23 protein-coding genes are annotated in these 25,091 nt (G+C 71.5%); 16 read left to right on the top strand and 7 right to left on the bottom strand.

Annotation, left to right across the window (positions count from 1 at the left end):
- Nucleotides 1-74: 74 nt before the first annotated feature.
- Nucleotides 75-1,754, top strand: a complete 1,680-nt coding sequence (locus AB0310_RS08600) for an ABC-F family ATP-binding cassette domain-containing protein (protein ID WP_366237023.1) — start codon at nucleotides 75-77, stop codon at nucleotides 1,752-1,754.
- 91 nt (nucleotides 1,755-1,845) lie between these two features.
- Here the strand turns inward: AB0310_RS08600 and AB0310_RS08595 are convergent, their stop codons facing one another.
- The 4 genes from AB0310_RS08595 to AB0310_RS08580 form a co-directional block, all read right to left on the bottom strand.
- Nucleotides 1,846-2,025, bottom strand: coding sequence for a hypothetical protein (locus tag AB0310_RS08595; protein WP_366237022.1), 180 nt, complete (start codon nucleotides 2,023-2,025; stop codon nucleotides 1,846-1,848).
- 246 nt (nucleotides 2,026-2,271) lie between these two features.
- Nucleotides 2,272-2,880 (bottom strand): HhH-GPD-type base excision DNA repair protein, encoded by a 609-nt coding sequence (locus tag AB0310_RS08590; protein WP_366237021.1) that lies wholly within the window; start codon nucleotides 2,878-2,880, stop codon nucleotides 2,272-2,274.
- 18 nt (nucleotides 2,881-2,898) lie between these two features.
- The gene (locus tag AB0310_RS08585) at nucleotides 2,899-3,651 is read right to left on the bottom strand and encodes a class I SAM-dependent methyltransferase (protein ID WP_366237020.1); all 753 of its coding nucleotides are present in this window, start codon (nucleotides 3,649-3,651) and stop codon (nucleotides 2,899-2,901) included.
- 174 nt (nucleotides 3,652-3,825) lie between these two features.
- Nucleotides 3,826-5,142 carry a glutamyl-tRNA reductase gene (locus AB0310_RS08580; RefSeq protein WP_366237019.1) on the bottom strand — a complete coding sequence of 439 codons (1,317 nt, stop codon included), beginning with the start codon at nucleotides 5,140-5,142 and terminating at the stop codon, nucleotides 3,826-3,828.
- Nucleotides 5,143-5,214: 72 nt separating this feature from the next.
- On the opposite strand from AB0310_RS08580, the gene hemE reads away from it, so the two are divergent.
- A complete protein-coding gene (gene hemE / locus AB0310_RS08575; protein ID WP_366237018.1) occupies nucleotides 5,215-6,237 on the top strand; it encodes a uroporphyrinogen decarboxylase in 1,023 nt (340 codons plus the stop codon).
- A gap of 51 nt (nucleotides 6,238-6,288) precedes the next feature.
- Here the strand turns inward: hemE and AB0310_RS08570 are convergent, their stop codons facing one another.
- Nucleotides 6,289-7,182: an NAD(P)H-binding protein gene (locus AB0310_RS08570; protein WP_187662564.1), complete on the bottom strand. Its 894-nt coding sequence runs from the start codon at nucleotides 7,180-7,182 to the stop codon at nucleotides 6,289-6,291.
- Between the two features lie 66 nt (nucleotides 7,183-7,248).
- On the opposite strand from AB0310_RS08570, the gene AB0310_RS08565 reads away from it, so the two are divergent.
- From AB0310_RS08565 to AB0310_RS08515, 11 genes are all read left to right on the top strand, one after another.
- The gene (locus AB0310_RS08565) at nucleotides 7,249-7,560 is read left to right on the top strand and encodes a metalloregulator ArsR/SmtB family transcription factor (protein WP_060921528.1); all 312 of its coding nucleotides are present in this window, start codon (nucleotides 7,249-7,251) and stop codon (nucleotides 7,558-7,560) included.
- Nucleotides 7,561-7,652: 92 nt separating this feature from the next.
- A complete protein-coding gene (locus tag AB0310_RS08560) occupies nucleotides 7,653-9,158 on the top strand; it encodes a protoporphyrinogen/coproporphyrinogen oxidase (protein WP_366237017.1) in 1,506 nt (501 codons plus the stop codon).
- 170 nt (nucleotides 9,159-9,328) lie between these two features.
- A complete protein-coding gene (locus AB0310_RS08555) occupies nucleotides 9,329-9,742 on the top strand; it encodes a hypothetical protein (RefSeq protein WP_259954394.1) in 414 nt (137 codons plus the stop codon).
- A 1-nt stretch (nucleotide 9,743) separates the two neighbouring features.
- Nucleotides 9,744-10,151 (top strand): phage holin family protein, encoded by a 408-nt coding sequence (locus AB0310_RS08550; protein WP_259954392.1) that lies wholly within the window; start codon nucleotides 9,744-9,746, stop codon nucleotides 10,149-10,151.
- Complete coding sequence (locus AB0310_RS08545) at nucleotides 10,138-10,410, top strand: hypothetical protein (RefSeq protein WP_025104872.1); 273 nt, start codon at nucleotides 10,138-10,140, stop codon at nucleotides 10,408-10,410. The genes AB0310_RS08550 and AB0310_RS08545 overlap by 14 nt, the downstream gene beginning before the upstream one ends.
- Before the next feature lie 76 nt (nucleotides 10,411-10,486).
- Nucleotides 10,487-11,167 carry a hydrogen peroxide-dependent heme synthase gene (gene hemQ, locus AB0310_RS08540; protein WP_370429007.1) on the top strand — a complete coding sequence of 227 codons (681 nt, stop codon included), beginning with the start codon at nucleotides 10,487-10,489 and terminating at the stop codon, nucleotides 11,165-11,167.
- A gap of 5 nt (nucleotides 11,168-11,172) precedes the next feature.
- Nucleotides 11,173-12,174, top strand: a complete 1,002-nt coding sequence (gene hemC, locus AB0310_RS08535; protein ID WP_366237016.1) for a hydroxymethylbilane synthase — start codon at nucleotides 11,173-11,175, stop codon at nucleotides 12,172-12,174.
- A complete protein-coding gene (locus AB0310_RS08530) occupies nucleotides 12,171-12,968 on the top strand; it encodes a uroporphyrinogen-III synthase (protein WP_187662559.1) in 798 nt (265 codons plus the stop codon). The genes hemC and AB0310_RS08530 overlap by 4 nt, the downstream gene beginning before the upstream one ends.
- A complete protein-coding gene (hemB, locus tag AB0310_RS08525) occupies nucleotides 12,965-13,942 on the top strand; it encodes a porphobilinogen synthase (protein ID WP_366237015.1) in 978 nt (325 codons plus the stop codon). Before AB0310_RS08530 ends, hemB begins: the two co-directional genes overlap by 4 nt.
- Before the next feature lie 96 nt (nucleotides 13,943-14,038).
- Nucleotides 14,039-15,361 carry a glutamate-1-semialdehyde 2,1-aminomutase gene (gene hemL / locus AB0310_RS08520; RefSeq protein ID WP_366237014.1) on the top strand — a complete coding sequence of 441 codons (1,323 nt, stop codon included), beginning with the start codon at nucleotides 14,039-14,041 and terminating at the stop codon, nucleotides 15,359-15,361.
- Nucleotides 15,362-15,666: 305 nt separating this feature from the next.
- Nucleotides 15,667-16,116, top strand: a complete 450-nt coding sequence (locus AB0310_RS08515) for a hypothetical protein (protein WP_136052962.1) — start codon at nucleotides 15,667-15,669, stop codon at nucleotides 16,114-16,116.
- Between the two features lie 50 nt (nucleotides 16,117-16,166).
- Here AB0310_RS08515 and AB0310_RS08510 read toward each other — a convergent pair whose 3' ends face one another.
- Nucleotides 16,167-18,104 (bottom strand): ATP-binding cassette domain-containing protein, encoded by a 1,938-nt coding sequence (locus AB0310_RS08510; protein ID WP_366237013.1) that lies wholly within the window; start codon nucleotides 18,102-18,104, stop codon nucleotides 16,167-16,169.
- A 110-nt stretch (nucleotides 18,105-18,214) separates the two neighbouring features.
- Between AB0310_RS08510 and AB0310_RS08505 the strand changes: the two genes are divergently transcribed.
- The 3 genes from AB0310_RS08505 (at nucleotide 18,215) to AB0310_RS08495 (ending at nucleotide 23,528) form a co-directional block, all read left to right on the top strand.
- Entirely contained in the window at nucleotides 18,215-19,276 is a 1,062-nt protein-coding gene (locus AB0310_RS08505; RefSeq protein WP_268777014.1) for an enoyl-CoA hydratase/isomerase family protein, read from the top strand.
- A 212-nt stretch (nucleotides 19,277-19,488) separates the two neighbouring features.
- Complete coding sequence (locus tag AB0310_RS08500) at nucleotides 19,489-21,216, top strand: ABC transporter ATP-binding protein (protein ID WP_366237012.1); 1,728 nt, start codon at nucleotides 19,489-19,491, stop codon at nucleotides 21,214-21,216.
- Nucleotides 21,213-23,528 carry an ABC transporter ATP-binding protein gene (locus AB0310_RS08495; protein ID WP_366237011.1) on the top strand — a complete coding sequence of 772 codons (2,316 nt, stop codon included), beginning with the start codon at nucleotides 21,213-21,215 and terminating at the stop codon, nucleotides 23,526-23,528. Before AB0310_RS08500 ends, AB0310_RS08495 begins: the two co-directional genes overlap by 4 nt.
- A gap of 57 nt (nucleotides 23,529-23,585) precedes the next feature.
- Here AB0310_RS08495 and AB0310_RS08490 read toward each other — a convergent pair whose 3' ends face one another.
- Entirely contained in the window at nucleotides 23,586-25,067 is a 1,482-nt protein-coding gene (locus tag AB0310_RS08490; RefSeq protein WP_366237010.1) for a D-alanyl-D-alanine carboxypeptidase family protein, read from the bottom strand.
- Nucleotides 25,068-25,091: the final 24 nt, after the last annotated feature.

Below are 25,091 nucleotides of genomic sequence, written 5' to 3'. Positions count from 1 at the left end.
GGTCGAGGTTCCTGTTCCCCGCGTCATCGACGCAGATCCCGGCGGTGCGCGTGCGTCGCCGGAGAGGACCCCTCATGTTCCCTGTACCCTCGACCCCTTCCGACACTCCGGCCCGCGTTCATCGCGAGTGCGCGCTGCAGGCCGCCTCCGTCCGGTTCGCCGACCGTCTCGTGCTGAACCGCATCGATCTCGCCGTCGGACCCGCCGACCGCCTCGCCGTCATCGGCGACAACGGCGCCGGGAAGTCGACGCTGCTCGATCTGCTCGCCGGTGCTCTCGCGCCGACATCCGGGGAGATGCGGCTCGACCTCCCCGGCGGGATCGCTCATGCCCGGCAGAACCCCGTGTTCGCGGATGGAGCGTCGATGGCCGATGCCATCGACGATCTCCTCGGCGACCTCCGCGTGCTGGAGCGTGACCTCGGCCGCGCGTACGAGCTCCTCGCCGCCGGGGGATCCGCCGAGCGTGCGCGGCAGATGGCCGCTGTGGCCCTGTTGCAGGACCGTTTCGAGTCCCGCGAGGGATACGACGTCGGACGTCGCATCGACACTGCCCTCGAACAGCTCGGGCTGGGCGGAGTGGACCGCGCGCGACCGGTGGCCGCGCTGTCGGGCGGAGAGCGGGCGCGGCTCGCTCTCGCGGTCGCCCTCTCTTCCGGAGCCGAACTGCTCCTCCTCGACGAGCCCACGAACGACCTCGACGACCGGGCGCTGACCTGGCTCGAGGAGCGACTCGCCGCGCACCGCGGAGCGCTGGTGGTCGTGACCCACGACCGCGACTTCGTGGACCGTTTCGCGACGGCTGTCGTGCAGGTGGAGGACGGTCGGATCCGCCGTTACGGCGATGGCTACGCCGGGTTCCTGCGAGCGCGCGAGGCCGAGAGACGTGCGGCGGCCGCGCGCCACGAGGAGTGGAAGGCCGAGGTCGCCCGGGCCGAGTCGCTGCTCGCCGCCAACGCGTTCCGGCTGCAGGCGATCCCGCGGAAGCTCGAGCTCGACGGCTTCGGTCATGGCGCGTTCCGGGCGCGGAGCCGCGACCACGGTGCCGTCGGACGCATCCGCATGGCGAAGGAGAGGCTGGCGCGGCTCCGGGCGGACCCGTGCCCACCTCCACCGGAGCGGCTGCGGTTCGTGGTCGCAGCAGAGGATCGGGCACCGCTCGACGACCCGCTCCTGACCCTCGATGCCGTCTCCCTCCGTGAACCGGGACGACGGCTCGACGTGTCGCAGTGGACGATCGAGGCCGGTTCGCGGTGGCTCGTGACCGGGCCGAACGGCGCCGGGAAGACGACGCTCCTCCGCCTCCTCGTCGGCGAGCTGATCCCCGCGTCCGGGACGATCCGCCACGCGGACGGGCTGCGGATCGCGTTCCTCCGGCAGGACGTCGACACGCGCCTGCGAGGTACCGCCGTCGAGGTCTTCGCGGCGCGGACGGGGACGCCGCCGGCGGATGCGCAGGACGCCCTCCTGGCTCATCGACTCTTCCGCGGGCCGGAGGCGGACCGCGACGTGCGGACACTCTCGGTCGGGCAGCGTCGCCGGCTGGATCTCGCGGTCGCCCTGGCGTCGCGGTTCGACCTGCTGCTGCTCGATGAGCCGACGAACCATCTCGACCCCGAGCTCGTGGAGCAGCTCGAGGACGCCCTCGTCGATCACCCCGCCGCCGTCGTCACAGTGACGCACGACCGCCGGTGGCGGCGTCACGCGGAGCACGCGCGGCGCGTGCAGGTCGAGGAGGGGGTGGCCACCACCTGAGACCCCGCCCTCCCGCCGAGACCCCGGGCCCCACACGTCCCCACGCCGGGGTCTCGGCGGGAACCCGGGGTCTCGGCGACAGGAGGGGGAGCTACGACGTGATCGTCAGGTGCATACGCGCGTCGCCGCCGGACTCGACCCAGGCGCGCGAACGCTCGAGGATCCCGCGCAGCACGTCGAGGTCGACCTGGTCGAGGTCCTTGATGTAAAGGCAGCCCACCCCTGTCGTGTGCGGGCCGAGCGCGCCGAGAGCCTGCGCGTGGGCGTCCACGCCGTCGAGGAGGTAGATCGTGGTCGCGGCCTTCCGGGGGGGCGAAGCTCAGAATGCCGCTGTCGCCCTCCGTCCCGGTGGGGTAGCGATAGTGGCAGGAGCCGAACCCGATGATCGAGCCCCAGGTCTGCGGTTCGCGTCCGGAGATGTCCCGCAGGAGAGCGGTCAGCGTCTCCGCGTCACGGCGACGCACGGCCGGGGAGGAACGGGCGATCAGCCCGGCGACGTCGTCCCCGGTCGGCTGCACTACGTCGCCGCCTTCGCCGCGGCCTTCATCGCCTTCTTGTACTCGCGCACCTTCGTCAGCGATTCGGGCGACACGATGTCGGCGACGCTGCGGTACGAACCGTCCTCGCCGTAGGGAGCGGAGGCCTCCCGCCAGCCCTCGCCGGTGAACCCGTACTGCTTGCCGAGGAGGGCGAGGAAGATCTTCGCCTTCTGCTCACCGAAGCCGGGAAGAGCCTTGAGTCTCTTGAGCACCTCGGCGCCGCTCGGCTGGGTCCCTGAGCCTGTCGACGGGCCTGAGCCTGTCGACGGGCGCGTCCACAGGGCGGCGGCGTCCCCGTCCCACTCGTCGACGAGCGCCTGGCACAGGGTCTGCACCCGCGTCGCCATGGATCCGGGGAACCGGTGCACTGCGGGGGTCTGCCGGAAGGCCTCCAGGAACTCCTCCGGTGCCATGCCCGCGATCGCCGCGGCATCCGCGGCGCCGGTGCGCTGCTCGATCTTGAGCGGACCGGAGAACGCGGTCTCCATGGGGATCTGCTGGTCCAGCAGCATGCCGATCAGCAGAGCCGTCGGGTTCTCGGTCAGCAGGGCGTCGGCGGCGGTGTCTCCGGTGATGTGAAGGGCCATGCCTCCCATCCTCTCTCACTACGGGGCGGCGGATTCGCAGATGCAGAGCTGGGTCGAGGAGCCCGCCCCGAAGAGGCTGCCGTCCCAGCCGCCGAAGCGCTTGACCAGTCGGAGTCCGGCATGCGCAAGGAGCACCGGCAGTTCCTGGGGGAAGATGCTCCGCACCTCGATGGACACCGTCTGGAAGTCGGGCTCGGAGTCCGTCGAGAAGTACCAGGTGCCGCGCGTCACCTGTGCGGCGGCATCATAGGCGTCCGCGACGTCGACGCGGACGTCGCCGCGGTCGGGATCGGCGAATGTCGTGCGCGGGCGCCGGACGCCGTCGGCGTCAGCCAGGAGCCGCACGTCGGGATGGAAGACGTCGAAAGCGAACCGTCCGCCGGGCGCGAGGTGCCGCCGTGCCGCGCGGAAGCACTGCACGATGTCGTCAGCCTCGTGCAGGTGCAGCAGAGCGTTGCCCGCGATGAAGATGAGGTCGAACTCGTCGCCCAGGTCGAAGTCGCGCATGTCGCCGTGCTGCCACTCGACAGACACACCGCGCTCCTCAGCCTTCTGACGTGCCACAGCCAGCATGTCGAGCGACAGGTCGAGGCCGATGCTCGGGTGCCCGTCGGCCGCGATCGGGATCAGCTTCTGACCGGTTCCGCATCCGAGCTCGAGCACGCGACCGCCCACGCTGTCGGCTTCGGCACGGTAGAAGTCCACGGCTGCCTCGCTCGTCGGAAACAGCAGGTCGTACAGCCTCGCGTCCGAGTACAGATCCTGGGTCATTCGCGCCTCCTCGTGCCCCACGCTCTCACAGCGCGGATCCTCGCGCAGCCCATGGCTCCCGCCCTCTGGTCCATCAGCATGTCGACGCGCAGCACGCGGCTCTCGTTCCGCAGCGTCGGCGGCGGTGTCTCCGGTGATGTGGAGGGCCGCGCCTCCCATCTCGCCCTCACGGGATCAGGCTGTGGCGGCGTCTTCGACCGTGTCCGCGGCAGGGGTGATCCCGTACAGCGTCGCGAGCGCGGCGGCGAACTCGTCCGCGCGACCGGCGGCGGCGAGCTCATGAGCCCGCACGGTCGGCGTGTGCAGCAGCACGCCCGAGAGGTGTCGCAGCGCCTGCTCGACCTTGCCGTCCTCGTCGCCACGCGCACGCGCACGATCGATCTCGCGCTCCAGCAGCTCGAAGATGTGCGACCGGAACGCCACCACCGACGGGGTCACGCTCTGGCGGGCACCGACGACGTGGAAGGTCTCCGCGGCCTCGCGGACGACGCTCCGGGCGGCGTCCGTCGCCTGCAGCTCCTCGAGCGGGGCGTGCAGGCGGATGGTCTCCAGGTCCAGCAGCGCGACGCCCTCCAGTGCGGCCACGGCCGGGTCGACGTTGCGCGGCATGCCGAGGTCGACCACCAGCCGGCTCGGGACACCGGTGGTGCCGCTGGTCGCGCTGACGGGGCAGCCCGCGGCGGCGAGGCCGACCGGGAGCTGCAGGTGCTCCGGGCCGAGCACGGGCTCGGTCGCGGTGGTGCAGGTGATCAGCAGCGTGGAGTGCGCCGCCGTGCGTGCGTACTCGTCTGCCGGAACCGGGCGGATGTCGTGCTTGGCCGCGAAGACCTCTGCGCGGCCCGAGGGGGAGTAGACGGAGATGTCGACGGCGCCGCGCTCGCGCAGAGTCGCGAGGGTGACGGCGGCGTAGGCTCCGGTGCCGACCAGCAGCACGCGCTCGGCCGACCAGTCGGCGATGCGGCTGTCGGCGAGCTCCAGTGCGAGACGCACGAGAGATCGACCGGCGCGGCCGAGGGCGGTGACGTTCTTGACCTTGCGCTGCGCCTGGCTCGCGCGCTGGAACAGGCGCTCGAGCTCGGGGGAGGTGGTGCCGTCCTTGCGGGCGGACTTCAGGGCACGCCGCACCTGGCCGGCGATCTCGCCCTCGCCGGAGACGACGGACTCGAGACCGGAGGCCACGGAGAAGAGGTGCTCGGCGACGCGGCGACCGGAATGCACGGCGTAGGCACCGTCGAGGTCGGCGGCGGGAATGCCGGTCGCGGACTCGACGGCCTCGATCACGGCTTCGACGCCGATGGCGCCGGCCGCGGTCACGGGCTCGTCCATTTCCACGTACGCCTCGAAGCGGTTGCACGTCGCCAGGACCACGGCACCCTGCACGCACGGCGCCATGCCCACGATGGTGGGAGCGACGTCGTCGGGGGTGCGGCTCAGGCGTTCGAGCAGTTCGAAGGAGGCGGTCTTGTGACTCGCCGTCACACACAGCAGCACCCTTCGATTGTACCCGAGCGTACGGAGCCGGGACTCGGCGGCTCCCTAGGCGCCGGATGGGAGGATGGGGGCATGGCACTCTCCGACGCCCCGCTGCTGCGCGCCCTCACCGGCGACCGCCCCGCCACCGCTCCGGTCTGGTTCATGCGCCAGGCGGGCCGGTCCCTGCCCGAGTACCGGGAGCTGCGGGTCGGCACGCGCATGCTCGACGCCTGCCTCACCCCCGACCTCGCCGCCGAGATCACCCTCCAGCCGGTGCGGCGGCACGGCGTCGATGCGGCGGTCTTCTTCAGCGACATCGTCATCCCGCTGCGTCTCGCCGGCGTGGAGGTCGAGATCGAGCCGGGCCGCGGTCCCGTCTTCGCGAACCCCGTGCGGACGCTGGCCGACGTCGACCGCATCACGGCGATCGATCCGGACAGCCTCGACGGCAGCGCCATCGCGGAAGCCGTCGGCATCGTCGCCGCCGAGCTCGGCGACACCCCGGTCATCGGCTTCGCGGGAGCCCCCTTCACGCTCGCGGCGTATCTCGTCGAGGGCGGTCCGTCCAAGGAGCACCTGCGTGCGCGCGGCATGATGCACGCGGAGCCCGAGGCCTGGCACCGTCTCGCGGGCTGGCTGGCGCAGATCTCGCGGCGGTTCCTGGAGACGCAGCGCGATGCCGGCGCCGCGGTCGTGCAGCTCTTCGACAGCTGGGCGGGTTCCCTCAGCCCCGCCGACTACCGCACCTTCGTGGCGCCGCACTCACGGACCGCTCTGGACGGCATCGGCGTCCCGACGATCCACTTCGGCGTCGGCACCGGCCCCTTCCTCGGCGACATGCGGCTGGACGGCATCGCCGACGGCGTGGGGGTCGACTGGCGGCTGCCCCTCGACGAGGCCGCCGCGATCCTCGGCCCCGACGTCTCGGTGCAGGGGAACATCGACCCCGCGTTCCTCGGCGCGCCGTGGCCGGTGCTCGAGGCGCATGTCCGCGACGTGCTCGAACGCGGTCGCGCGGCCCGCGGGCACATCCTCAACCTCGGCCATGGTGTGCCCCCGGAGACCGACCCCGACCAGCTCACCCGTATCGTCGAGCTGGTGCACGCCGGCTGACCTCCGTTCGAATCGCCTGCTTTGCGGCATCTGCAGCCCAGATGCAGCCATTCAGGCGATTCGAAGCGCCCGCGCCAGCCGCAGGTCCGAAAGACCGAAGCGGCCGGTGGGCAGCGCCGCGCGGATGCTGTCGTCGTCGAACGGCCGCGACGGGCGGATGCCCTCCGGCGGCTCCGGCGCCCACGGTGCCGGTTCGCTGACGCCCTCCGCGAGCATCCGCGCCTGCGCCTTCGCGACCAGGGGCACGACCATGGTCCACTCGGTGAGCTGCGCGAGCACCCGCACGACCCAGGCCGGAACGGGGAGGAACGCGGGACGACGTCCGGCGACGCGGGCGATCCGGCGGATGGCCTCCCCGAGCGTGACCTCGTCCGCCCCCATCACGGCGACCGTCGGCTCCGGGATGCGGCCCTCGAGCGCGGCCACCAGCACGTCCGCGGCATCCTCGACGGGGACCGGGCGGGCGGTGCGTTCGCGGTAGCCGACCGTCCAGAAGAAGGGGAGGGTGCGGACGGCACGGGTCACATGGTCGACCATGTGATCGCCGGGGCCGTATATCATCCCGGACTTCAGGATCGTGTGCGGGAGCCCGGAGCCGCGAATGATCTCCTCGGCCTCCCACTTCGACTCGTGGTAAGCGGAGCCGCAGTCGGGCCGGGCGCGGAGGAAGCTCACCATGACGAGCCGCCGGACGCCGGCGCGGCGAGCGGCCTCGACGACGGCGGCCGTGCCCTCGACGTGCACGCGGCGGAAGGTCTGGTCGCCGATCTCCCGGTTGATCCCGGCGCAGTGGGCGACGGCGTCGCATCCGGCGAAGGCGGCGGTCAGCGCGTCGACGTCGGTGATGTCCGTGCCGGAGCGTCGGGAGATCGCCACGGGCTCCTCCAGGCGATCGGCGAGGGCGCGGCCGACGAATCCACTGCCTCCGGTGATGGCGACCTTCATGGTGTTCTCCTTCGCTAATTAGCTATCTGGCGAAACTGTATCTAGCGAAGGTGCTATATTGCAAGCATGGCCGACAGCGCATCCGACATCTTCGCGGCGCTCGCCCATCCCACCCGGAGGCAGATCCTGCAGGACCTCAAGGAGGGGGAGCTCGCGGCCGGGGAGATCGCGTCCCGCTTCTCCGCGAGCGGCCCGACCATCTCCCGGCACCTGAGCGTGCTGCGGCAGGCAGGCCTCGTCTCCGAACGTCGCGATGCCAACCGCATCTTCTACTCGCTCGTCGGTGAACGCCTCGCCCTCTCCGTCGGCGACTTCCTCTCCACGGTCTGTCCCGAGCAGATCGTCCTCCGCGAGGTGCGCAAGCGCGGTCGGGCCTGACCTCCGTTCGGATCGCGCACCTGGCGGCATCCGCGGCGATTATCCGGCCAATCGGGCGATTCGAAGCGCAGGGGCGGTGAAAGGATGGAGGCATGAGCCCCGAGCACCCCGCACCCGCTGAACCGGCCGACCTGGCGGCCCGTGCCGCACGGAAGCACGTCGTCGTGGTGGGCGGCGGCGTCGGCGGACTCGTGGCCGCGCGGGAGTGCGCGAAGGTCGGCATGCAGGTCACGCTGCTCGAAGGGTCCGAGTCCCTGGGTGGCGTGATCCGCAGAGTCGCGCTGGACGGTGTCGTCGTCGACGCGGGCGCGGAGAGCTACGCGACGAAGGGCGGGCACGTCCGGGCTCTCGTGAACGATCTCGGTCTCTCCGACCGCGTCGTGACGCCGCAGGCGGGAGGCGCGTGGCTCGCCGGACTCCCCGGCGGCGCGGCTCCGCTTCCGGCCGGCGGCATCCTCGGCATCCCCGGCAACCCCTTCCAGGACGACGTCCGCCGCATCATCGGCTGGTCGGGCGCCTGGCGGGCCTATCTCGACCGGGTGCGCCCGCCGCTCACCATCGGCCACCAGCTGAGCCTCGGCCGCCTCGTCGCCTCGCGCATGGGGGAGAAGGTGCGCGACCGCCTCGTCGCCCCCGTCACCACGGGTGTCTACTCCGCCTCCCCGGACGACGTGGACATCGACGTCGCCGCCCCCGGACTCAACGCCGCCCTGACCCGCGTCGGATCCCTCTCCGGGGCGGTGCTGGCCCTCCGCGGTGAGGCGGCGTCGCGCGGCGCGAAGACTCCCGGTGCCGCCGTCGAGGGGCTCGTCGGCGGGATGAGCGTACTCGTCGACGCCCTCGCGGCCGACCTCGACGAACTCGGTGCGACCGTGCGCACCCGCGTCCGAGCTCGTCGCCTCACCACCGACGGCACCACCTGGCGCGTCGTGGTCGAGGAGCCCGCCGCGGAGGAGCCGATCGAGGGCGAGGAGACGACGCAGGAGGCGGAACTCGCCGCCGACGCCGTGATCGTCGCGACCTCCGAGCACGGGGCGCGGGAGCTGCTCGCGGGCGCCGTGCCCGCCCTCGCGGCCGCCGACGCGGCACCGGCCCCCGAGATCGAGATCATCAGTCTGCTGCTCGACGCGCCCGCGCTGCGCATCCCGCCCCGGGGCACCGGCGTGCTCACGGTGCCGCACAGCCACACGGCGAAGGCGCTCACGCATTCCACGGCGAAGTGGTCCTGGGTGCGGGCGGCCGCCGGCGACCGGGAGGTCGTCCGCGTCTCGTTCGGCGCCCAGGGGGAGCCGGCGGCGACGGCGGCGCTGGACGACGAGGCCGCGGTCGACCTCGCCCGCCGGGAGGCCTCGGCCCTCCTGGGGGTTCCCCTGACGGCCGACCAGGTCGTGGCAGGCCACCGGGGGCGCTTCGTGCAGGCGCAGCCGGCATCGATCATCGGGTCGGGAGAGCGGCGCGCGGCGGCGCGTCAGGCCGTGCAGGCGGTTCCCGGTCTGGCCGCGGTGGGGGCCTGGCTGGCCGGCACCGGGCTCGCGCAGGTCGTGCCGGACGCCGCGGAGGAAGCCGAGCGCCTGCGTCGCGCCCTCCTCTGGGACTGAGTGCGCGCGGGGCGTACGCGAGTGCGCTCCGGGGCTCCGTGTCAACCCTCTCATCGATTGATGCCGAAATCGGCATACGGCGTTACGCTGGGTACCTGATCGCGGCGGAGACGCGGACGATCGGGCGTCCCCCGGGACGGACCACAGCCGGAACAACGTGAGGAGACCCCATGAAGGGGAAGATCGGACTCGTCGTCGGACTCGGCGTCGGCTATGTGCTCGGCACCCGCGCAGGACGCGAGCGTTACGAGCAGATCAAGACGCAGTGGCTGAAGGTCTGGAACACGGACCCGGTGCAGGAGCGCGTCGACAAGGTCAAGGGCTTCGTCGGCGACAAGGCCGCCGCGGTTCCCGGCGCGGTCTGGACCGGCGCCGTCAAGATCGTCAAGTCGGTCAAGGGCGACGGCACGCCCGGCCAGAAGCTCGACGCGGTCATCGCCTCCGGCAAGGACGCCGCGGAAGAGATCTCGGACGCCGCGGAGGACGCGGTCGACGAGGTCAAGGAGCGCGCGGCCGAGGCCCAGAAGCCCGCGGCGTCGAAGCCCGCCGCGAGCAAGCCCACCCCGCGGAAGTCCGACGACTGACATGCCCCGCGGATATCGGGATCGCGCCGACGACAGTCTGCTGACGCTGCTCGGCGACCTGCCGGAGCTCGTCACCACCCTCGTCAAGGCCGAGATCGACGCGGCCAAGGCGTGGGTGTCGCGCACGGCGAAGGATGCGGGCGTCGGCTCCGTCTGGTTCCTCGTCGCGCTGTTCTTCCTGTTCTGGGCCGTGCCCGTGATCCTCGTGTTCGCGATCGCGGGGCTGTCGTCGTGGTGGCCGGTATGGCTGTCCGCGCTGGCGGTGTTCGGCATCCTCATCGTCGCCGTGCTGCTGTTCGCGCTGCTCGGCATCCTGAAGTTCCGCAAGGTGCTCCGTCGCCAGAACCCGGCACAGGCCGTGGCCGAGGACATCCGAATCGTGAAGGAGGCCGGCGATGAGCACCCCTGAGTCGCTGCCGCGCACCGCGGTCCCCGCGGGGATCGTCGATCCCGTCGCCTCGGCGCGGGCGGAGTTGAAGGCGGCCCTGGCCGCCATCGAGGTCAAGGGGAACATCCCCCGGCGCGTGGAGAAGGCATCGGCGCGGGCGGCCGTGAAGGCGCGCGCGTTCGCCGATCGCAACCCCGCCGCAGCGATCGCCGCGACCGTGGGCATCGCCGCCGCCGTCGGCGGGGCGGTGTGGGCCATCGCCCGCGCCATCGCCCGCTGATCGACCCCCGTACCGCCCTCGCCTGGGGGCAGTATTCCCCTGATTAGCGGCTCCTCCGCAAAGGGGGCAGACTGGGATCATGTCCGACCTGCGTGAAGAGAACCCGTCCGGTTACACCCTCTGGGCCGTCTGGCGACGCAACCCCGATGCTCCCGTCACCGAGAACGACGCGACCGAGGTCGAGTCGATCGTCTCGCACATCGAGGACTCGGGCGTCACCGTCCGCGGCTTCTACGACGTCTCCGGACTCAAGGCCGACGCCGACCTCATGGTGTGGCTGCACGGTGCCACGGCCGAGGAGCTGCAGCGGGCGCTCCGTCGCCTGCGCCGCACCGAGATGCTGCGCTCGCTCCTGCCGGTGTGGAACGCCATGGGCGTCCACCGCGACGCCGAGTTCAACCGCGCGCACGTCCCCGGGTTCCTCCGTGGCATCGAGCCCAAGGACTGGCTCGTCCTCTACCCGTTCGTCCGCACCCCGGAGTGGTACCTCGCGCCGGAGGGGGAGCGCCGCACGATGCTCGCCGACCACGGTCGCAAGGGCGCCGCGTTCACCGGTGTCATCGCGAACACCGTCGCAGCCTTCGCGCTGGGCGACTACGAGTGGCTGCTCCCGATGGAGGCGGATGAACTCACGGATCTCGTCGACATGATGCGCGACCTCCGCTACACCGACGCCCGCATGTTCGTGAAGGAGGAGGTGCCCTTCTACACGGGGCGCCGCCTGCGCTTCGACGAGATCGCGGACGTGCTGCAGTAAGCGCCATGAGCACCCCCATCCGTCTCGGCACCCGTCGCAGCGCGCTCGCGCAGGCGCAGTCGGGCCACGTCGCCGCAGCGCTCGAGAAGGTCACCGGCCGGCGCGTCGAGCTCGTCCCGATCACCAGCGAGGGCGACACCAATCGCGCCTCGTTGTCGGAGATCGGCGGCCTCGGCATCTTCGCCACCCGTCTCCGTGAGGCCCTCCTCGCCGGCGAGTGCGACTTCCTCGTGCACTCCCTCAAGGATCTCCCGACCGCGGTGCCGGAGTCGCTCGTCATCGCCGCGACGCCCCGACGGGAGGATGCCCGCGACGTGGTGCTCACCCGACACGGCATCCCGCTGCATGAGCTGCCGGCCGGGAGCGCGGTGGGCACCGGGTCGCCCCGCCGCATCGCGCAGGTCCACCGTCGTGCGTCCCGCGCTCACGTCGTGGACATCCGCGGCAACGTCGACTCCCGGCTCTCCCGCGTCGCGTCCGGCGAGTTGGACGCCGTGATCCTCGCCGCCGCCGGGCTCTCGCGGCTGGGCACCGATTCGCCCCTGCATCGCGAGGAGCTCGGTCTCGCGGAATGGCCGACGGCGCCGGGCCAGGGGTCGCTGGCAGTCGAGACGCGGGCGGATGCCCCGGAGGAGCTGCGCGCGGCGCTGTCGGCGCTGGACCACCGCGAGACGCGGCTCGCGATCACGGTCGAGCGGGCCATCCTGGAGGGCCTGGACGCCGGTTGTCAAGCCCCCATGGCGGCGCACGCCGTCGTCCAGGGGGCCGAGATCCGCGTCAGGACAGTGGTCTACGCCCCGGACGGGGGTCGCCGGATCGGTCTGGACGTCACGGAAGCCCTGAACGGGGAGTATATTCATCGGAACGGCAGTGGCAATGGTGCGGATGCTGCCGATGGTGCAGACCCGATGCACGCAGCGCGTGAGTTCGGGCTCGCTGTTGCCCGTCGGCTGCTCGATCAAGGGGCGGCCGACCTCGTCCCTCAAGAGCAATCCGAATTGTCATGACCACTTCTGAAAGCAAGCAGGACCGACCGCTGGACGGCTGGCGCATCCTCGTGCCCCGTGGCGGACCCTGGGGCGACAGCGTCGCCGCGAGTCTCCGGAACCTCGGGGCCGTTCCCGTCGTCGCCCCGCTCATCAACTTCGCGCCCACGACGGACCAGGCGACACTCGACCGGGCGCTGGAGCAGCTCGCGGCCGGTGAGTTCGATTGGCTGACCGTCACGAGCGCGACCACGGTGGACGTGCTGTTCGCCCACCGCGCCGTCGTGCCGAAGACCACGAAGATCGCGGCCGTCGGCGAGACGACGGCCACGGCGCTGCAGGCCGTGGGTTACGAGGTCGCCCTGGTGCCGGAACAGGACAACTCCGCGCAGGGCATGGCGCAGCAGCTCATCGCCCTGGAGCACGAGCCGCGCCGGATCCTGGCGCTGCGCAGCGAGATCGCCAAGCCCGTCCTCAGCCTCCTCCTTTCCGACGCGGGGCACGACGTGCACGGCGTCGTCGCCTATCGCACGGTCGGCGTCCCGGTGACGGAGCGCATCCGCCGCGATGTCGAGAACGGCCGGATCAACGCGATCCTCATCACCAGCGGTTCGGTGGCCGAGCAGGTGCGGGAACAGTTCCCCGAGATCCCGGACGAGACGCTGCTCGCGGCGATCGGTCCCCGCACGGCCAAGGACGCCGAGCGCGCCGGTCTCCCCGTCTCGGTGGTCGCCGACCGGCAGACCATCGATGCGCTGATCGAAGCCGTCTCGCAGTTCACCCTTCCGCACGCGGCAGACGAGTTCGCGCCGTGAGCTTCCCCGACATCCGCCTGCGCCGACTTCGCCAGTCGCGCGCCGTCCGCGACCTCGTGCGCGAGACCTCTCTCGAGCCCCGGCAGCTCGTGCTCCCGCTCTTCGTCCGCGAGGGCCTGAGCGAACCGGTCGCCATCGGGTCGATGCCCGGTGTCGCCCAGCACTCGATCGACTCGCTGCGCGCTGCGGCCGTGGAGGCCGCGGAGGCCGGGGTCGGCGGCGTCATGCTGTTCGGCGTTCCCGCGGTGCGCGACGCCCGGGGCTCCGGCGCGGACGACCCGCAGGGCATCCTGAACGTCGCCACCGAAGCGCTGGCGGCCGAGGTCGGCGACGCCCTCGTCGTGCAGACCGACCTCTGTCTCGACGAGTTCACCGACCACGGTCACTGCGGCGTCCTCGCCGCCGACGGCTCCGTGGACAACGACGCGACCCTGGAGCGGTACGCCTCGATGGCCCTGGCCCAGGCGCGCGCAGGGTCCCAGCTGCTCGGGCTGTCCGGGATGATGGACGGCCAGGTCGCCGTGATCCGTCAGGCGCTCGACGCCGAGGGGTTCACGGACACGCTGATCCTGGCGTATGCCGCGAAGTACGCGAGCGCGTTCTACGGCCCGTTCCGCGAAGCCGTCGACTCGCAGCTCCAGGGCGACCGCCGTACGTACCAGCTCGACCCCGGCAACCGCCGCGAGGGCGTGCGGGAGGCCCTGGTCGACGAGGACGAGGGCGCGGACATCGTCATGGTGAAGCCGGCGATGGCCTTCCTGGACGTGCTCCGCGAGGTGCGCGACGCCGTGACCGTCCCGGTGTGGGCGTACCAGGTGTCGGGCGAGTACGCGATGATCGAGGCCGCCGCCGCGAACGGCTGGATCGATCGGCGTGCCGCGGTGCTCGAGTCGCTGCTCTCGATCCGTCGCGCGGGCGCCGACGCGGTGCTGACCTACTGGGCCACGGAATCCGCCCGCTGGCTGCGCGGCTGAGCCTCCCTCCTGTCCGCCGACGGCCTTCGAAGGGCAGGCGGCGGGTTAGCCTGGAAGGGATGCCGGGAGAGCTCCGTGCATCACGGAGGAGCCTCGATGACCGACCGCAATGACGACCTTTTCTCTGCCGCCCGTGCGGTGATCCCCGGCGGGGTGAACTCTCCGGTGCGCGCCTACGGGTCGGTCGGCGGGACGCCGCGGTTCCTCGCCTCGGCGCGGGGAGCGACCGTGACCGATGCCGCGGGCAACGAGTACGTCGACCTCGTCGCGTCGTGGGGCCCCGCGCTGCTCGGCCACGCACAGCCCGAGGTCGTCGCCGCGGTGCAGGAAGCCGCCACCCGCGGGCTCTCGTTCGGCGCTCCCACCGAGGGGGAGGTCGAGCTCGCCGCGCTCATCGCAGACCGCGTCCGCTTCGGCGAGATCCGTCCCGTCGAGCGTGTCCGGTTGGTCTCGACCGGCACCGAGGCCACCATGACCGCCATCCGCCTCGCTCGCGGCGCGACCGGCCGCGATCTGCTCGTGAAGTTCGCCGGCCATTATCACGGCCACTCCGACGGCCTGCTCGCCGAGGCCGGCTCCGGGGTCGCCACCCTCGCGCTGCCCGACTCGGCAGGCGTGCCCGCGCCGATCGCTGCGCAGACGCTCGTGATCCGCTACAACGACCCGGAGGCGCTCGCCGCCGTCTTCGCCGAGCACGGCCCGCGGATCGCGGCCGTCATCGTCGAGGCCTCGGCGGCGAACATGGGCGTCGTCCCTCCGCTGCCGGGCTTCAACCGCCTCATCGCGGAGACCGCCCACGCGCACGGCGCCCTCATGATCCTCGACGAGGTTCTCACCGGATTCCGGGTGCACCCGGCGGGCTTCTGGGGACTCCAGGCGGAGGCGGGGGAGGACTACCTGCCCGACATCCTCACCTTCGGGAAGGTCGTCGGCGGCGGTATGCCGCTGGCGGCCCTCGGCGGTCGTGCCGAGGTCATGGACCTTCTGGCGCCGCTCGGCCCGGTCTACCAGGCGGGCACGCTCTCCGGGAACCCGTTGTCGGTGGCCGCGGGCCTGGCCACGCTGCGACTCGCGACGCCCGAGGTCTACGCGGCCGTCGACGCCGCGGCCGCTCGGGTGTCGTCGGCGCTGGACCGCGCGCTCGGCGAGGCCGGCGTCACCCACGCTCTGGCGTCCGCCGGCAACCTCTTCAGCGCGTCTTTCCGGGCCTCCGCTCCGCGCGACTACGCCGAGGCGCAGGCGCAGGAGTCTTTCCGGTACGCCGCGTTCTTCCATGCGATGCGCGAGCACGGGGTCGCGCTGCCGCCGAGCGTCTTCGAGGCCTGGTTCCTCACCGCCGCGCACGGCGAGGACGAGCTCCAGCGCATCGAGGAAGCCCTGCCGCACGCCGCCCGGGCCGCCCTCACCGCGCGTCCCTGACTTCTGCCGCCGCTCCTCTTTCGCGCGAGGACAGGCGCCCGCTCGGGAACAGGCGCCCCTGGACCCTGCTGCCTGATGTCGCGCGGATGCCTGCGCAGGGAGCGGCGGTCGCGAGGTCGGCGAGATCAGGCGCTCGCGCGGAGTCAGGCTTGCGCTCCCGGTAGCGGCCTGTTCCGGCGTGAGCGCCTGTCCTCGCGGGAGGTGGTTGCTGCGGGTGGGCGTGTGGGTGGTTCCGACAAGGGATCGTTGCGTTCCTGTGAGCAACTTCCAGCCAACCGGGAGGGCGGCGCTGGCAGACTGGGGGCATGGTGACGTTGTTGCTGGACCAGACGCAACTCGAGGTCGTGCTCTCGCCCATCGAACGTGCCGCCACCTTCCACCGTGAGAACGTCCGCATCGTGCGCGACACGATCACCAAGGTCCAGCTGACCGATGACGCCTGGACCTGGCTCCGCGGCGTCCCGAACCCGGGCACCCACATCCCGGGCGTGCTGGCGGCGGGGAGCTGGAAGGCCGCGGGCAGCCTCGACTTCGTGCTGATCCGTCGCCGTCGCCCCAGCGTGGTCGTCGATCTCGAGGGCGACCCGCAGTACAACCGGCTGATCCTCACCACCCGGCACGGCCTCGCGCTCACGCAGGCTCTCCGTCTCCCCGTGTCGGAGGAGCCCGCGACGGTCGAGGAGATCGTCGCCACGGCCCCGACTCCCGTCTCGAAGGGCAGTCGCCGGCCCGTCATCCGGCCCCGTCCGGCCTGACCTCAGACGCAGAGCGCCCTCCCGATCGGGAGGGCGTTCGTGTGTGCGGTTCAGCCGTGGTTCTCGTCGGAGCGCGCGCCGTGGTCCTCGTCCGCCTGCGCGTCGGGTGCCTGCTCCTGACCTGGAGCGTGCGCACCGGGCTCCTCCGAGGACTCGTCGTCCGCGGATGGCTGCTCCTCGGACGATGCGGTCTCGGCGGGGGCGTCGCCCTCCGCGGACGCGAGCGGGTAGTCCCGGGGCTCGTCCTCGTAGTAGGCGCGGGCGGCGGCGGCGAGCATGGAGCTCACGGCCGCGGATCGCGGGTCCTCGTCGTCGGTCGCGGGGTCGGATGCCTCTGCCGGCTGCGTCGTGTCGGCGGTCGCGGTCTCGTCGTTCGCGGCGGACGCGGCGTCGAGCTCGGAGAAGAACTCCACGCCGGCGGGCTCCGCTTCGTCGGCCGCGGACTCCGCGTCCTCTGCGTCGGTCGTGTCGTCGGCGGCGTCGATGTCAGACGGAGCCTCGGGGCCCTCGATCTCGGCGCCCGCTGCGGGGACGGACGCGTCGGGTGTCGTCTCGTCCGACTCCCCTGGGGCGGGAGCGTCCTGTCCCGCCGACTGCTCGGGCGATGTGCGCGCCTCCGCCGTGTCTTCGTCCGCCATCTCGGCGGAGGATGCCGCGAACAGGGCGGCGAAAGAGCGTCGCGGGGACTCGGTCGCGGGCACCGGCGCGGGAGCGCCGAAGAGGATGTCGTCGAACGAACGCGAGGAGTCGGCATCCGTCTCCTCCTCGGCATCGCTCAACGTCAGCGCCGCGGTCTCCTCGACCACGGGGATGACCTGGACGGTCTCGTCGCCCGCAGCGGTCTCGACCACGGTCACGAGCTGGGTGGTCTCGTCGTCGACCGGGCCCTCGGCTCCCGCCGTCTCGTCATCGTCGCCGGACCCGGTGGCCGCGGCATCGCCGGGGATCTCCGTGCTGAGGTCATCGGCGAGAGCCGCGGCACCGCCGGCCGCGAGAGCGGAGGCGGCGGCACCGGCGGCCGCATCGCCTGTCGTGGCGGTCTCGGTCCCGGTCGAAGCGTCTTCCGACGGTTCGAGCGCCGGAGCGGTGTCGAACCGGCCGCCGCGCATGAGGTCGATGAAGACGTCCTCCAGCGTCGGGCCGCGCTGCACGAGCGTGCTCAGAGCGATACCGGCGTCCGCAGCCACGGCACCCACTCGGCTCGCGTCGGTGCCGCGCACGGTCAGGCCGGAGCGGAGCACCTCGATGTCGAACCCGGCGGCGACCAGTGCGGTCGTGAGGCCCGGGCGATCGACGGAGTCGACGACCACCGAGCCGCCGGCCGGATCGGCGAGGGTCTCGATGCCGCTCGACAGCACGAGGCGTCCCTTGGAGAGCACGAGGACGTGGTCGGCGACCTGCTCGATCTCGCTGAGCACGTGGGACGAGACCAGCACCGTGCGGCCTTCGTCGGCGAGGCGACGCATCAGCAGACGCATCCAGCGGATGCCCTCGGGGTCGAGACCGTTCGCCGGCTCGTCGAACACGAGCGCTCCGGGGTCGCCGAGCAGCGCGTGGGCGACGCTGAGGCGCTGGCGCATGCCGAGCGAGAACCCGCCGATGCGCGTGTCCGCTTCGCCCTCCAGGCCGACCAGGGAGATCACCTCGTCGACGCGGGCGAGGCGGATGCCGTTGGCCTTCGCGGCGATGGTGAGCTGACGACTCGCGGTGCGGCGCGGCCGGTAGGCCGTCTCCTCCAGGACCGCGCCGATGGTGCGCAGCGGCTGGCGCAGTTCGGCGTATGCGACGCCGCCGATCGTGGCGGTGCCGGACGTGGGGCGCACCTGGCCGAGCAGGATGCGCAGGGTCGTCGTCTTGCCCGCGCCGTTGGGGCCGAGGAAAGCGGTGACCGCGCCGGGCTCGACCCGTGCGGAGAAGTCCGAGACGGCCGTCACCTCGTTGAAGCGCTTCGTCACATTCGTGAACTCGAGCACCTGTCCTTCGGGCATCCGGGACCTCTCGTTGCGATGAACAGTTCCTCCTATCCTGCCGGAAAACCGCCCCGGAACCCGCATTTCGTGCGGAATCCGGCCGCATGCGACGGGGTAGCCTGGCACGCGTGACCGATACCCCCGCCGCGCCCCGTGTCCTCATCCGCACCGAAGGAGCGCTCGGGCGGCTCACGCTCAACCGCCCTGAGGCGATCAATGCGCTCGACGAGGACATGATCGCGGCCATCACGACGGCGCTCGTCGCGTGGCGCGACGATTCCGACGTGCAGATCGTCCTCATCGACGGTGAGGGTGAGCGCGGCATGTGCGCGGGCGGCGACGTGCGCCGCCTGCACAGCCAGATCACGTCGGGTCATCCGGAGCAGTCCGCAGAGTTCTTCCGCCGGGAGTACGCGATGAACGCCATGATCGCGGAGTACCCGAAGCCCGTGGTCGCGCTCGCCGACGGCATCACCATGGGCGGCGGCATCGGTCTCGCGGGGCACGCCGCGATCCGCGTGGTCACCGAGCGCTCGAAGCTCGCCATGCCGGAGACCCGGATCGGCTTCACGCCCGACGTCGGCGGCACGTGGCTGCTGGGGCGGGCGCCGGGACGGCTCGGCGAATACCTCGGTCTCACCGGGGCCACGATGAACGGTGCCGACGCCGTGTACGCGGGCTTCGCCGACCACTTCGTCCCCTCCGACCGCCTCGACGCGCTGCGCGAGGCTCTGGCGTACCGCGCCGATCCGACGAGCCCGAGCGAGATCGTCCTGCTCTTCGACGAGACGCCGGAGCCGTCCGCGCTCCCCGACGCGCGGGAGTGGATCGACGAGGTCTTCGCCGCCTCGACCGTGCCCGAGATCCTGGAGCGGCTGCGTGCGCTCGGCTCCGATGAAGCGGCCGCCGTCGCCGACCTGCTCGACGGACTGGCCCCGACCGGCCTCGTCGTGACCCTCGACGCCGTGCGGGAGGCGCGGGGGATGAGTGGGCTTCGTGCCGCGCTCGAAGGCGAGTACCGCCGGGTGCTGTGGTTCGTGAACGAGCACCCCGACCTGGTGGAGGGCATCCGGGCGCAGGTGGTCGACAAGGACCGCAACCCGAAGTGGCAGCCGGCCTCCCTCGCCGAGCTCGGCCCCGACGCCGGGGCGGCCGCGCGGGACTACGTTCCGCAGCCCGCGCTGTTCTGACGATCACGGCCCCGGTCACGACCGGGAAGTCCTTGATCGCCCGCGTGCAGAAATGGGCGGCGAGACGGGGGAGTGGTTCGCTGTGAGCGAAGGTCCTCCCGGAGGGGGATCCGAATGTCGCCGCTTCGTGGCACCCTGTCCTATGGCCGGTCGTCGGTCGGCATCCGTCTGCCGGGAGACCCGCCGCCTCCTCCTTCCTAGAAAGTCCGCCTGTGCTGGGAAAACTCCTCCTCCGATATCTGTCTCGCTACAAGTGGCTCCTCGTCGCCGTGCTGGTCTTCCAGTTCGCCAGCGCGGCCGCGACCCTCTACCTGCCCCGCCTCAACGCCGACATCATCGACAAGGGCGTCGCCCAGGGCGACACCGCGTACATCTGGCGCACCGGCCTGTTCATGCTGGCCGTGTCGCTCGGCCAGATCGTGGCCTCGGTCATCGCGACCTTCTTCGCCGCCCGCGCCGCGATGGGGGCGGGTCGTGACATCCGTGCCGACGTGTTCGGCAGGGTCAGCGGCTTCTCCGAGCGCGAGGTCTCGCAGTTCGGCGCCGGTTCCCTCATCACCCGCAACACGAACGACGTGCAGCAGGTGCAGATGCTGGCGATGATGGGCGCGACGATGCTCGTCACCGCGCCGCTGCTCGCGATCGGCGGCATCATCTTCGCCGTGCAGACCAACGCCGGGCTGAGCTGGCTGATCGCCGTCTCCGTCCCGGTGCTGCTCCTCCTCGCGGCGCTCGTCATCGGCCGCATGGTCCCGCTGTTCCGCAGCTACCAGGGCAAGCTCGACAACGTGAACCGCATCATGCGCGAGCAGCTCACCGGCGTGCGCGTGGTGCGGGCCTTCGTCCGCGAGCGCATCGAGGAAGAGCGCTTCCGCGGCGCGAACACCGACATCATGGTCGTCGGCCGCAAGGTCGGCTCGCTGTTCGTGCTGCTGTTCCCGCTCTTCATGCTCATCCTCAACGTGACCGTGGTCGCCGTCATCTGGTTCGGCGGCATCGAGGTCAACAACGGCACCGTGCAGGTGGGCACGCTGTTCGCCTTCATGCAGTACATCGGTCAGATCATGGGCGGCGTCATCATGGCGAGCTTCATGGCCATGATGATCCCGCGCGCCGCCGTCTCGGCCGAGCGCATCGGCGAGGTTCTGAACACCGAGTCGACGATGACCCGTCCGGCGGACGGCGTCACCGTCTTCCCGACGCCGGGTGCCGTCGCCTTCGACGACGTGTCGTTCACCTACCCCGGTGCCGACGCCCCGGTCCTCACCGGCATCAGCTTCGCCGCGGAGCCGGGCGAGACCGTCGCCGTCGTGGGCTCCACCGGGTCGGGCAAGACCACGCTCGTCTCGCTCATCCCGCGCCTGTTCGACGTCTCCGGCGGCTCCGTGCACGTCGGCGGCACGGACGTGCGGAACGCCGACGTCGAAGCGCTGTGGGACAGCATCGGCCTCGTGCCGCAGCGGCCCTTCCTCTTCACCGGCACCGTGGCCTCCAACCTGCGCTACGGCCGCGAGGACGCGACGGACGAGGAGCTCTGGCACGCTCTCGAGATCGCTCAGGGTCGTGACTTCGTCGAGGAGATGCCGGACGGCCTGAACTCCCGCATCGCCCAGGGCGGAACGAACGTGTCCGGCGGTCAGCGACAGCGCCTCGCGATCGCGCGGGCCATCGTGCACCGGCCGCAGGTACTCGTGTTCGACGACTCCTTCTCCGCACTCGACCTCACGACGGACGCCCGTCTGCGGCAGGCATTGTGGCGGGAGCTTCCGCACGTGACGAAGATCGTGGTCGCGCAGCGCGTCTCCACGATCACCGACGCCGACCGCATCGTGGTGCTCGAGGGCGGCACGATGGTCGGAGTCGGCACCCACGAGGAGCTGCTGGAGACCAGCGAGACCTACCGGGAGATCGTCGAGTCGCAGCTGGGGGTGGACGCATGAGCGAGCAGGACCCTTCGACACGCTCAGGGACCCAGGGTGCGGGCCCTTCGACAAGCTCAGGGACCCAGGGGGCAGCGGCGCGGCGCCGCGGGCGAGGGAAGGCCCCGGCTCCCACGGCCGAGCGGGAGCTCACCGCCGAGGAGCAGTACGAGGCGGAGCTCGCCGAGCAGGCTCGGCAGCACTCCGGCGACTGGGACAGCGTCGCACCGGGCAAGGCCGACAACTTCGGCAAGAGCTTCGCCCGGATGATCGGGCTGCTCAAGCCCTCTGCCGTCTGGTTCGTCTTCGTGTCGATCCTCGGAGCGATCGGGGTCGTGCTGACCGTCGCCGCGCCGAAGGTGCTCGCCGAGGCGACGAACATCGTCTACCGCGGCTTCATCTCCATCCAGCTCGGCCAGCCGAGCGGCGACTTCCCCGGATTCCCCGCGGGGACGCCGCAGGACGTGGTGGTCGACGCGCTGCGTGATGCCGGACAGACCGACTTCGCGAACCAGGTGGGAGCGCTGGGCGACTTCCGGGTCGGCGACGGCATCGACTTCGACGCCCTGCGCTGGGTCATCGCGGCAGTCCTCGCGATCTACGTCGTGGCCGCGTTCCTCAGCTGGCTGCAAGGGTACGTCATCAACGTCATCATGGTCCGCACCATGTGGCGCCTGCGTGAGGCCGTCGAGGCGAAGATCAACCGGCTGCCGCTGGCGTACTTCGACAAGGTGCAGCGCGGCGAGCTGATCTCCCGCGTGACGAACGACATCGACAACATCACGCAGACCATGCAGCAGTCGCTGTCTGGTGCCCTGACCGCCGTGCTGACGGTGGTCGGCGTGCTCGTGATGATGTTCTCGATCTCGTGGCAGCTCGCGCTCGTGGCACTCGTGGCGCTTCCGCTCATGGGAGTGATCTTCGGCGTCATCGGTCCGCGGTCGCAGAAGGCCTTCGGCACGCAGTGGCGCAAGGTCGGGCGGCTCAACGCCCGGGTCGAGGAGGCCTTCTCCGGGCATGCCCTGGTCAAGGTGTTCGGCCGCGAGCAGGACGCCCTGGACAAGTTCAAGGCCGAGAACGAGGAGCTGTTCCAGGCGAGCTTCAAGGCGCAGTTCCTCTCGGGCATCATCATGCCCGCGATGACCTTCGTCGGCAGCCTCACCTATGTCGGCATCGCGGTGCTCGGCGGCCTCATGGTCGCGAGCGGGCAGCTGCGCCTCGGCGACGTGCAGGCGTTCATCCAGTACTCGCAGCAGTTCACGCAGCCGCTGTCCGAGCTGGGCGGCATGGCTGCGGTCGTGCAGTCCGGCACGGCGTCGGCGGAGCGGGTGTTCGATCTGCTCGACTCCGACGAGCAGGAGGCCGATGCCCCCGACGCCCCCGCGCTCCGCGAGGGCGAGGGCGTGATCGAGTTCGAGAACGTCTCCTTCTCGTACTCGCCCGAGCGTCCCCTCATCACCGATCTGTCCTTCCGGGTGGAACCGGGGCAGACCGTCGCGATCGTCGGCCCCACGGGTGCGGGTAAGACGACGCTCGTGAACCTCATCATGCGGTTCTACGAGCTCAGCGGCGGCCGGATCATGCTCGACGGTCAGGACATCTCGACCATCACCCGGGACGAACTGCGCTCCCGCACCGGCATGGTGCTCCAGGACCCCTGGCTGTTCGCCGGGAGCATCCGCGAGAACATCCGCTACGGCCGTTCGACCGCGACGGACGAGGAGGTGCTGGCCGCGGCGAAGGCGACCTACGTCGACCGCTTCGTGCACGCGCTTCCGGACGGGTACGACACCGTGCTCGACGAGGACGCGTCGAACGTCTCGGCCGGTGAGCGCCAGCTCATCACGATCGCGCGGGCATTCGTGGCGCAGCCGTCGATCCTCATCCTGGACGAGGCCACCTCGGCGGTCGACACCCGCACCGAGCTGCTGCTGCAGAACGCGATGGCGGCGCTCCGGCACGGACGGACCTCGTTCGTCATCGCGCACCGTCTGTCGACCATCCGCGACGCCGATCTCATCCTCGTGATGGAGCACGGCGACATCGTGGAGAAGGGCACGCATGACGAGCTCATCGCGGCGCAGGGCGCGTACTGGCGGCTGTACCAGTCGCAGTTCGAGCAGGCGGCGACTGACCTCGATGCGGAAGCGGCTCTCACCGGCTCGTCTCCGGTGGTCGTGACCGGCGAGGCGGACGCGGAAGCCAGTGCCGAGGAGCAGGCGGCGGACGCCGTGGCGGGAGCAGCCGTCGGCGCCCAGGTTCCGGCGGCCGAGTCCGCAGCAGCGCAGGCGCTTCTCGACGACGGCGCGGACGGCTCCACGCCCCGCGCCTGACCCGCTTCACGCACGATGCCCCACTCCGGATCCGGAGTGGGGCATCGTCGTCAGGACTCAGTCGTCCCCGGAGATGCCGAAGAGCTCGAGCGGGTGGGTGAGCCGCCACCACGGGCTCGGACCGTCCAGGTCCTCGTCGAGGACGAGCGCGGTCTCCGTGCTGTCGACAGGGCCGGTCGTGGTCAGGGTGCCGACCGTCCCGTCCGCCTCCCGTTCCTCCCCGAGGTCGAACACCGTCGATGCGGTCGCGCTCGCCCCGTTCCACAGCACGACGTCGGCGTCCTCGCCCGCGACCACGTCGACGCGCTCACCCCAGGCGGTGACCACGCGCCCGACCACCGTGCCCGCCGGGACGGCCGGGCCCTGGGCCTGCAACGCCGCCTCCGTCTGGGCGAACAGCGCACGGGTGAGGGCGAGACGCGCCTCGTCGTCCTCCTGGTTCAGCGCCGCGGCGTAGAGCCGGACCGTCGAGTCGCCGACGGCGACGTCCTTGGCGGTCAGCAGATTCCACCCGACGAGGGTGCCCGTCTTGATGCCGACGACACCCGGATCGGCGAGCATCCCGTTCGTGTTCTCGACCTTGCCTGCCCCGGGCAGGTCGACAGACCGGGTTCCCACGATCTCGGCGAACACCGGGTTGCGCATGGCCATCTCGCCCAGGGCCACGAGGGCCTCGGGGGTGGCGACGTTGCGTTCATCGAATCCCGACGGCGTCACCACCGTGATGCCGGAGAGCCCGCGTTCGCCGAGCCAGACCTCGGCCGCGGCCGCGAACTCCCCGTCGGACCCCCAGATCTCCGACGCCAGCCGGTCGATGTAGTTGTTGGCCGAGCCGAGCAGGGTGCCCTGGAGAAGCTGGTACTCGGTCAGCACTCCACCCACGGGGACATCGAGTGCGGACTGATTGGCGATCCGGTAGTCCCAGTAGCGGATGCTGTCGGCGTACGAGAAGGCGAACTCCGGACCCTGCTCCCCGGGGGCCAGCGGCAGACGATCCAGCACCATGAGGCTGCTGACGACCTTCGTGATGCTCGCGATGCTCACCGGAGCGGTGGTGGACGCCGCGGTCGTCATCCCGGCGATCCCGACAGCGCCGTCGCCGACCGCGGGCCAGGCGAGCGCGGCGGTGGGGGCGGCGACCGGGGTGAACTCGACGGCCTGGACGGTCGGGGCGACCTCGTGCAGCGGCCAGAGCAGCGTGGTGCCGGCGTAGGAGGCGACGAGGCCGACGAGCACACCGAGCGGGACGAGCAGTCCGGGGCCGGCGATCGCGGGTCGCAGTTTCGCGTCGCGCAGCAATCCCGTCTCGTCCTCCGTGCCGGCCGAGGCGTCGAACTCGGGCGTCGACGACTCCGCGGCGACGAGCGACGGGTCCACCCAGGTCAGCGCGGTCGCCGGAGCCGACGCATCGGCCCACGACACCGCTTCCGTGACCGGAGGGTCGAGCGCGGGCTCGGCGGACACGGGTGCGGAGTCTTCGGGCCGCGCGTCGACGTCGACGCCGCCGGACGCCTCTTCAGGGGGATCGGAAGCGGTCACTCGCTTACGGTACCGAATACCGCC

It is taken from the genome of Microbacterium meiriae (genome assembly GCF_040702565.1).
GTDB classification, from domain to species: Bacteria; Actinomycetota; Actinomycetes; order Actinomycetales; family Microbacteriaceae; genus Microbacterium; species Microbacterium meiriae.
Note: the sequence above shows the minus strand (reverse complement) of the source record. Positions and strands in the feature narration are given on the sequence as shown.

What these genes read in the sequence shown, in the direction of transcription:
- AB0310_RS08600 (WP_366237023.1), top strand. Translation starts at nt 75, where the DNA reads ATGTTCCCTGTACCCTCGACCCCTTCCGACACTCCGGCCCGCGTTCAT.
- AB0310_RS08590 (WP_366237021.1), bottom strand. Translation starts at nt 2,880, where the DNA reads ATGGCCCTTCACATCACCGGAGACACCGCCGCCGACGCCCTGCTGACC.
- AB0310_RS08585 (WP_366237020.1), bottom strand. Translation starts at nt 3,651, where the DNA reads ATGACCCAGGATCTGTACTCGGACGCGAGGCTGTACGACCTGCTGTTT.
- hemE (WP_366237018.1), top strand. Translation starts at nt 5,215, where the DNA reads ATGGCACTCTCCGACGCCCCGCTGCTGCGCGCCCTCACCGGCGACCGC.
- AB0310_RS08570 (WP_187662564.1), bottom strand. Translation starts at nt 7,182, where the DNA reads ATGAAGGTCGCCATCACCGGAGGCAGTGGATTCGTCGGCCGCGCCCTC.
- AB0310_RS08565 (WP_060921528.1), top strand. Translation starts at nt 7,249, where the DNA reads ATGGCCGACAGCGCATCCGACATCTTCGCGGCGCTCGCCCATCCCACC.
- AB0310_RS08560 (WP_366237017.1), top strand. Translation starts at nt 7,653, where the DNA reads ATGAGCCCCGAGCACCCCGCACCCGCTGAACCGGCCGACCTGGCGGCC.
- AB0310_RS08555 (WP_259954394.1), top strand. Translation starts at nt 9,329, where the DNA reads ATGAAGGGGAAGATCGGACTCGTCGTCGGACTCGGCGTCGGCTATGTG.
- AB0310_RS08550 (WP_259954392.1), top strand. Translation starts at nt 9,744, where the DNA reads ATGCCCCGCGGATATCGGGATCGCGCCGACGACAGTCTGCTGACGCTG.
- AB0310_RS08545 (WP_025104872.1), top strand. Translation starts at nt 10,138, where the DNA reads ATGAGCACCCCTGAGTCGCTGCCGCGCACCGCGGTCCCCGCGGGGATC.
- hemC (WP_366237016.1), top strand. Translation starts at nt 11,173, where the DNA reads ATGAGCACCCCCATCCGTCTCGGCACCCGTCGCAGCGCGCTCGCGCAG.
- AB0310_RS08530 (WP_187662559.1), top strand. Translation starts at nt 12,171, where the DNA reads ATGACCACTTCTGAAAGCAAGCAGGACCGACCGCTGGACGGCTGGCGC.
- hemL (WP_366237014.1), top strand. Translation starts at nt 14,039, where the DNA reads ATGACCGACCGCAATGACGACCTTTTCTCTGCCGCCCGTGCGGTGATC.
- AB0310_RS08515 (WP_136052962.1), top strand. Translation starts at nt 15,667, where the DNA reads ATGGTGACGTTGTTGCTGGACCAGACGCAACTCGAGGTCGTGCTCTCG.
- AB0310_RS08510 (WP_366237013.1), bottom strand. Translation starts at nt 18,104, where the DNA reads ATGCCCGAAGGACAGGTGCTCGAGTTCACGAATGTGACGAAGCGCTTC.
- AB0310_RS08495 (WP_366237011.1), top strand. Translation starts at nt 21,213, where the DNA reads ATGAGCGAGCAGGACCCTTCGACACGCTCAGGGACCCAGGGTGCGGGC.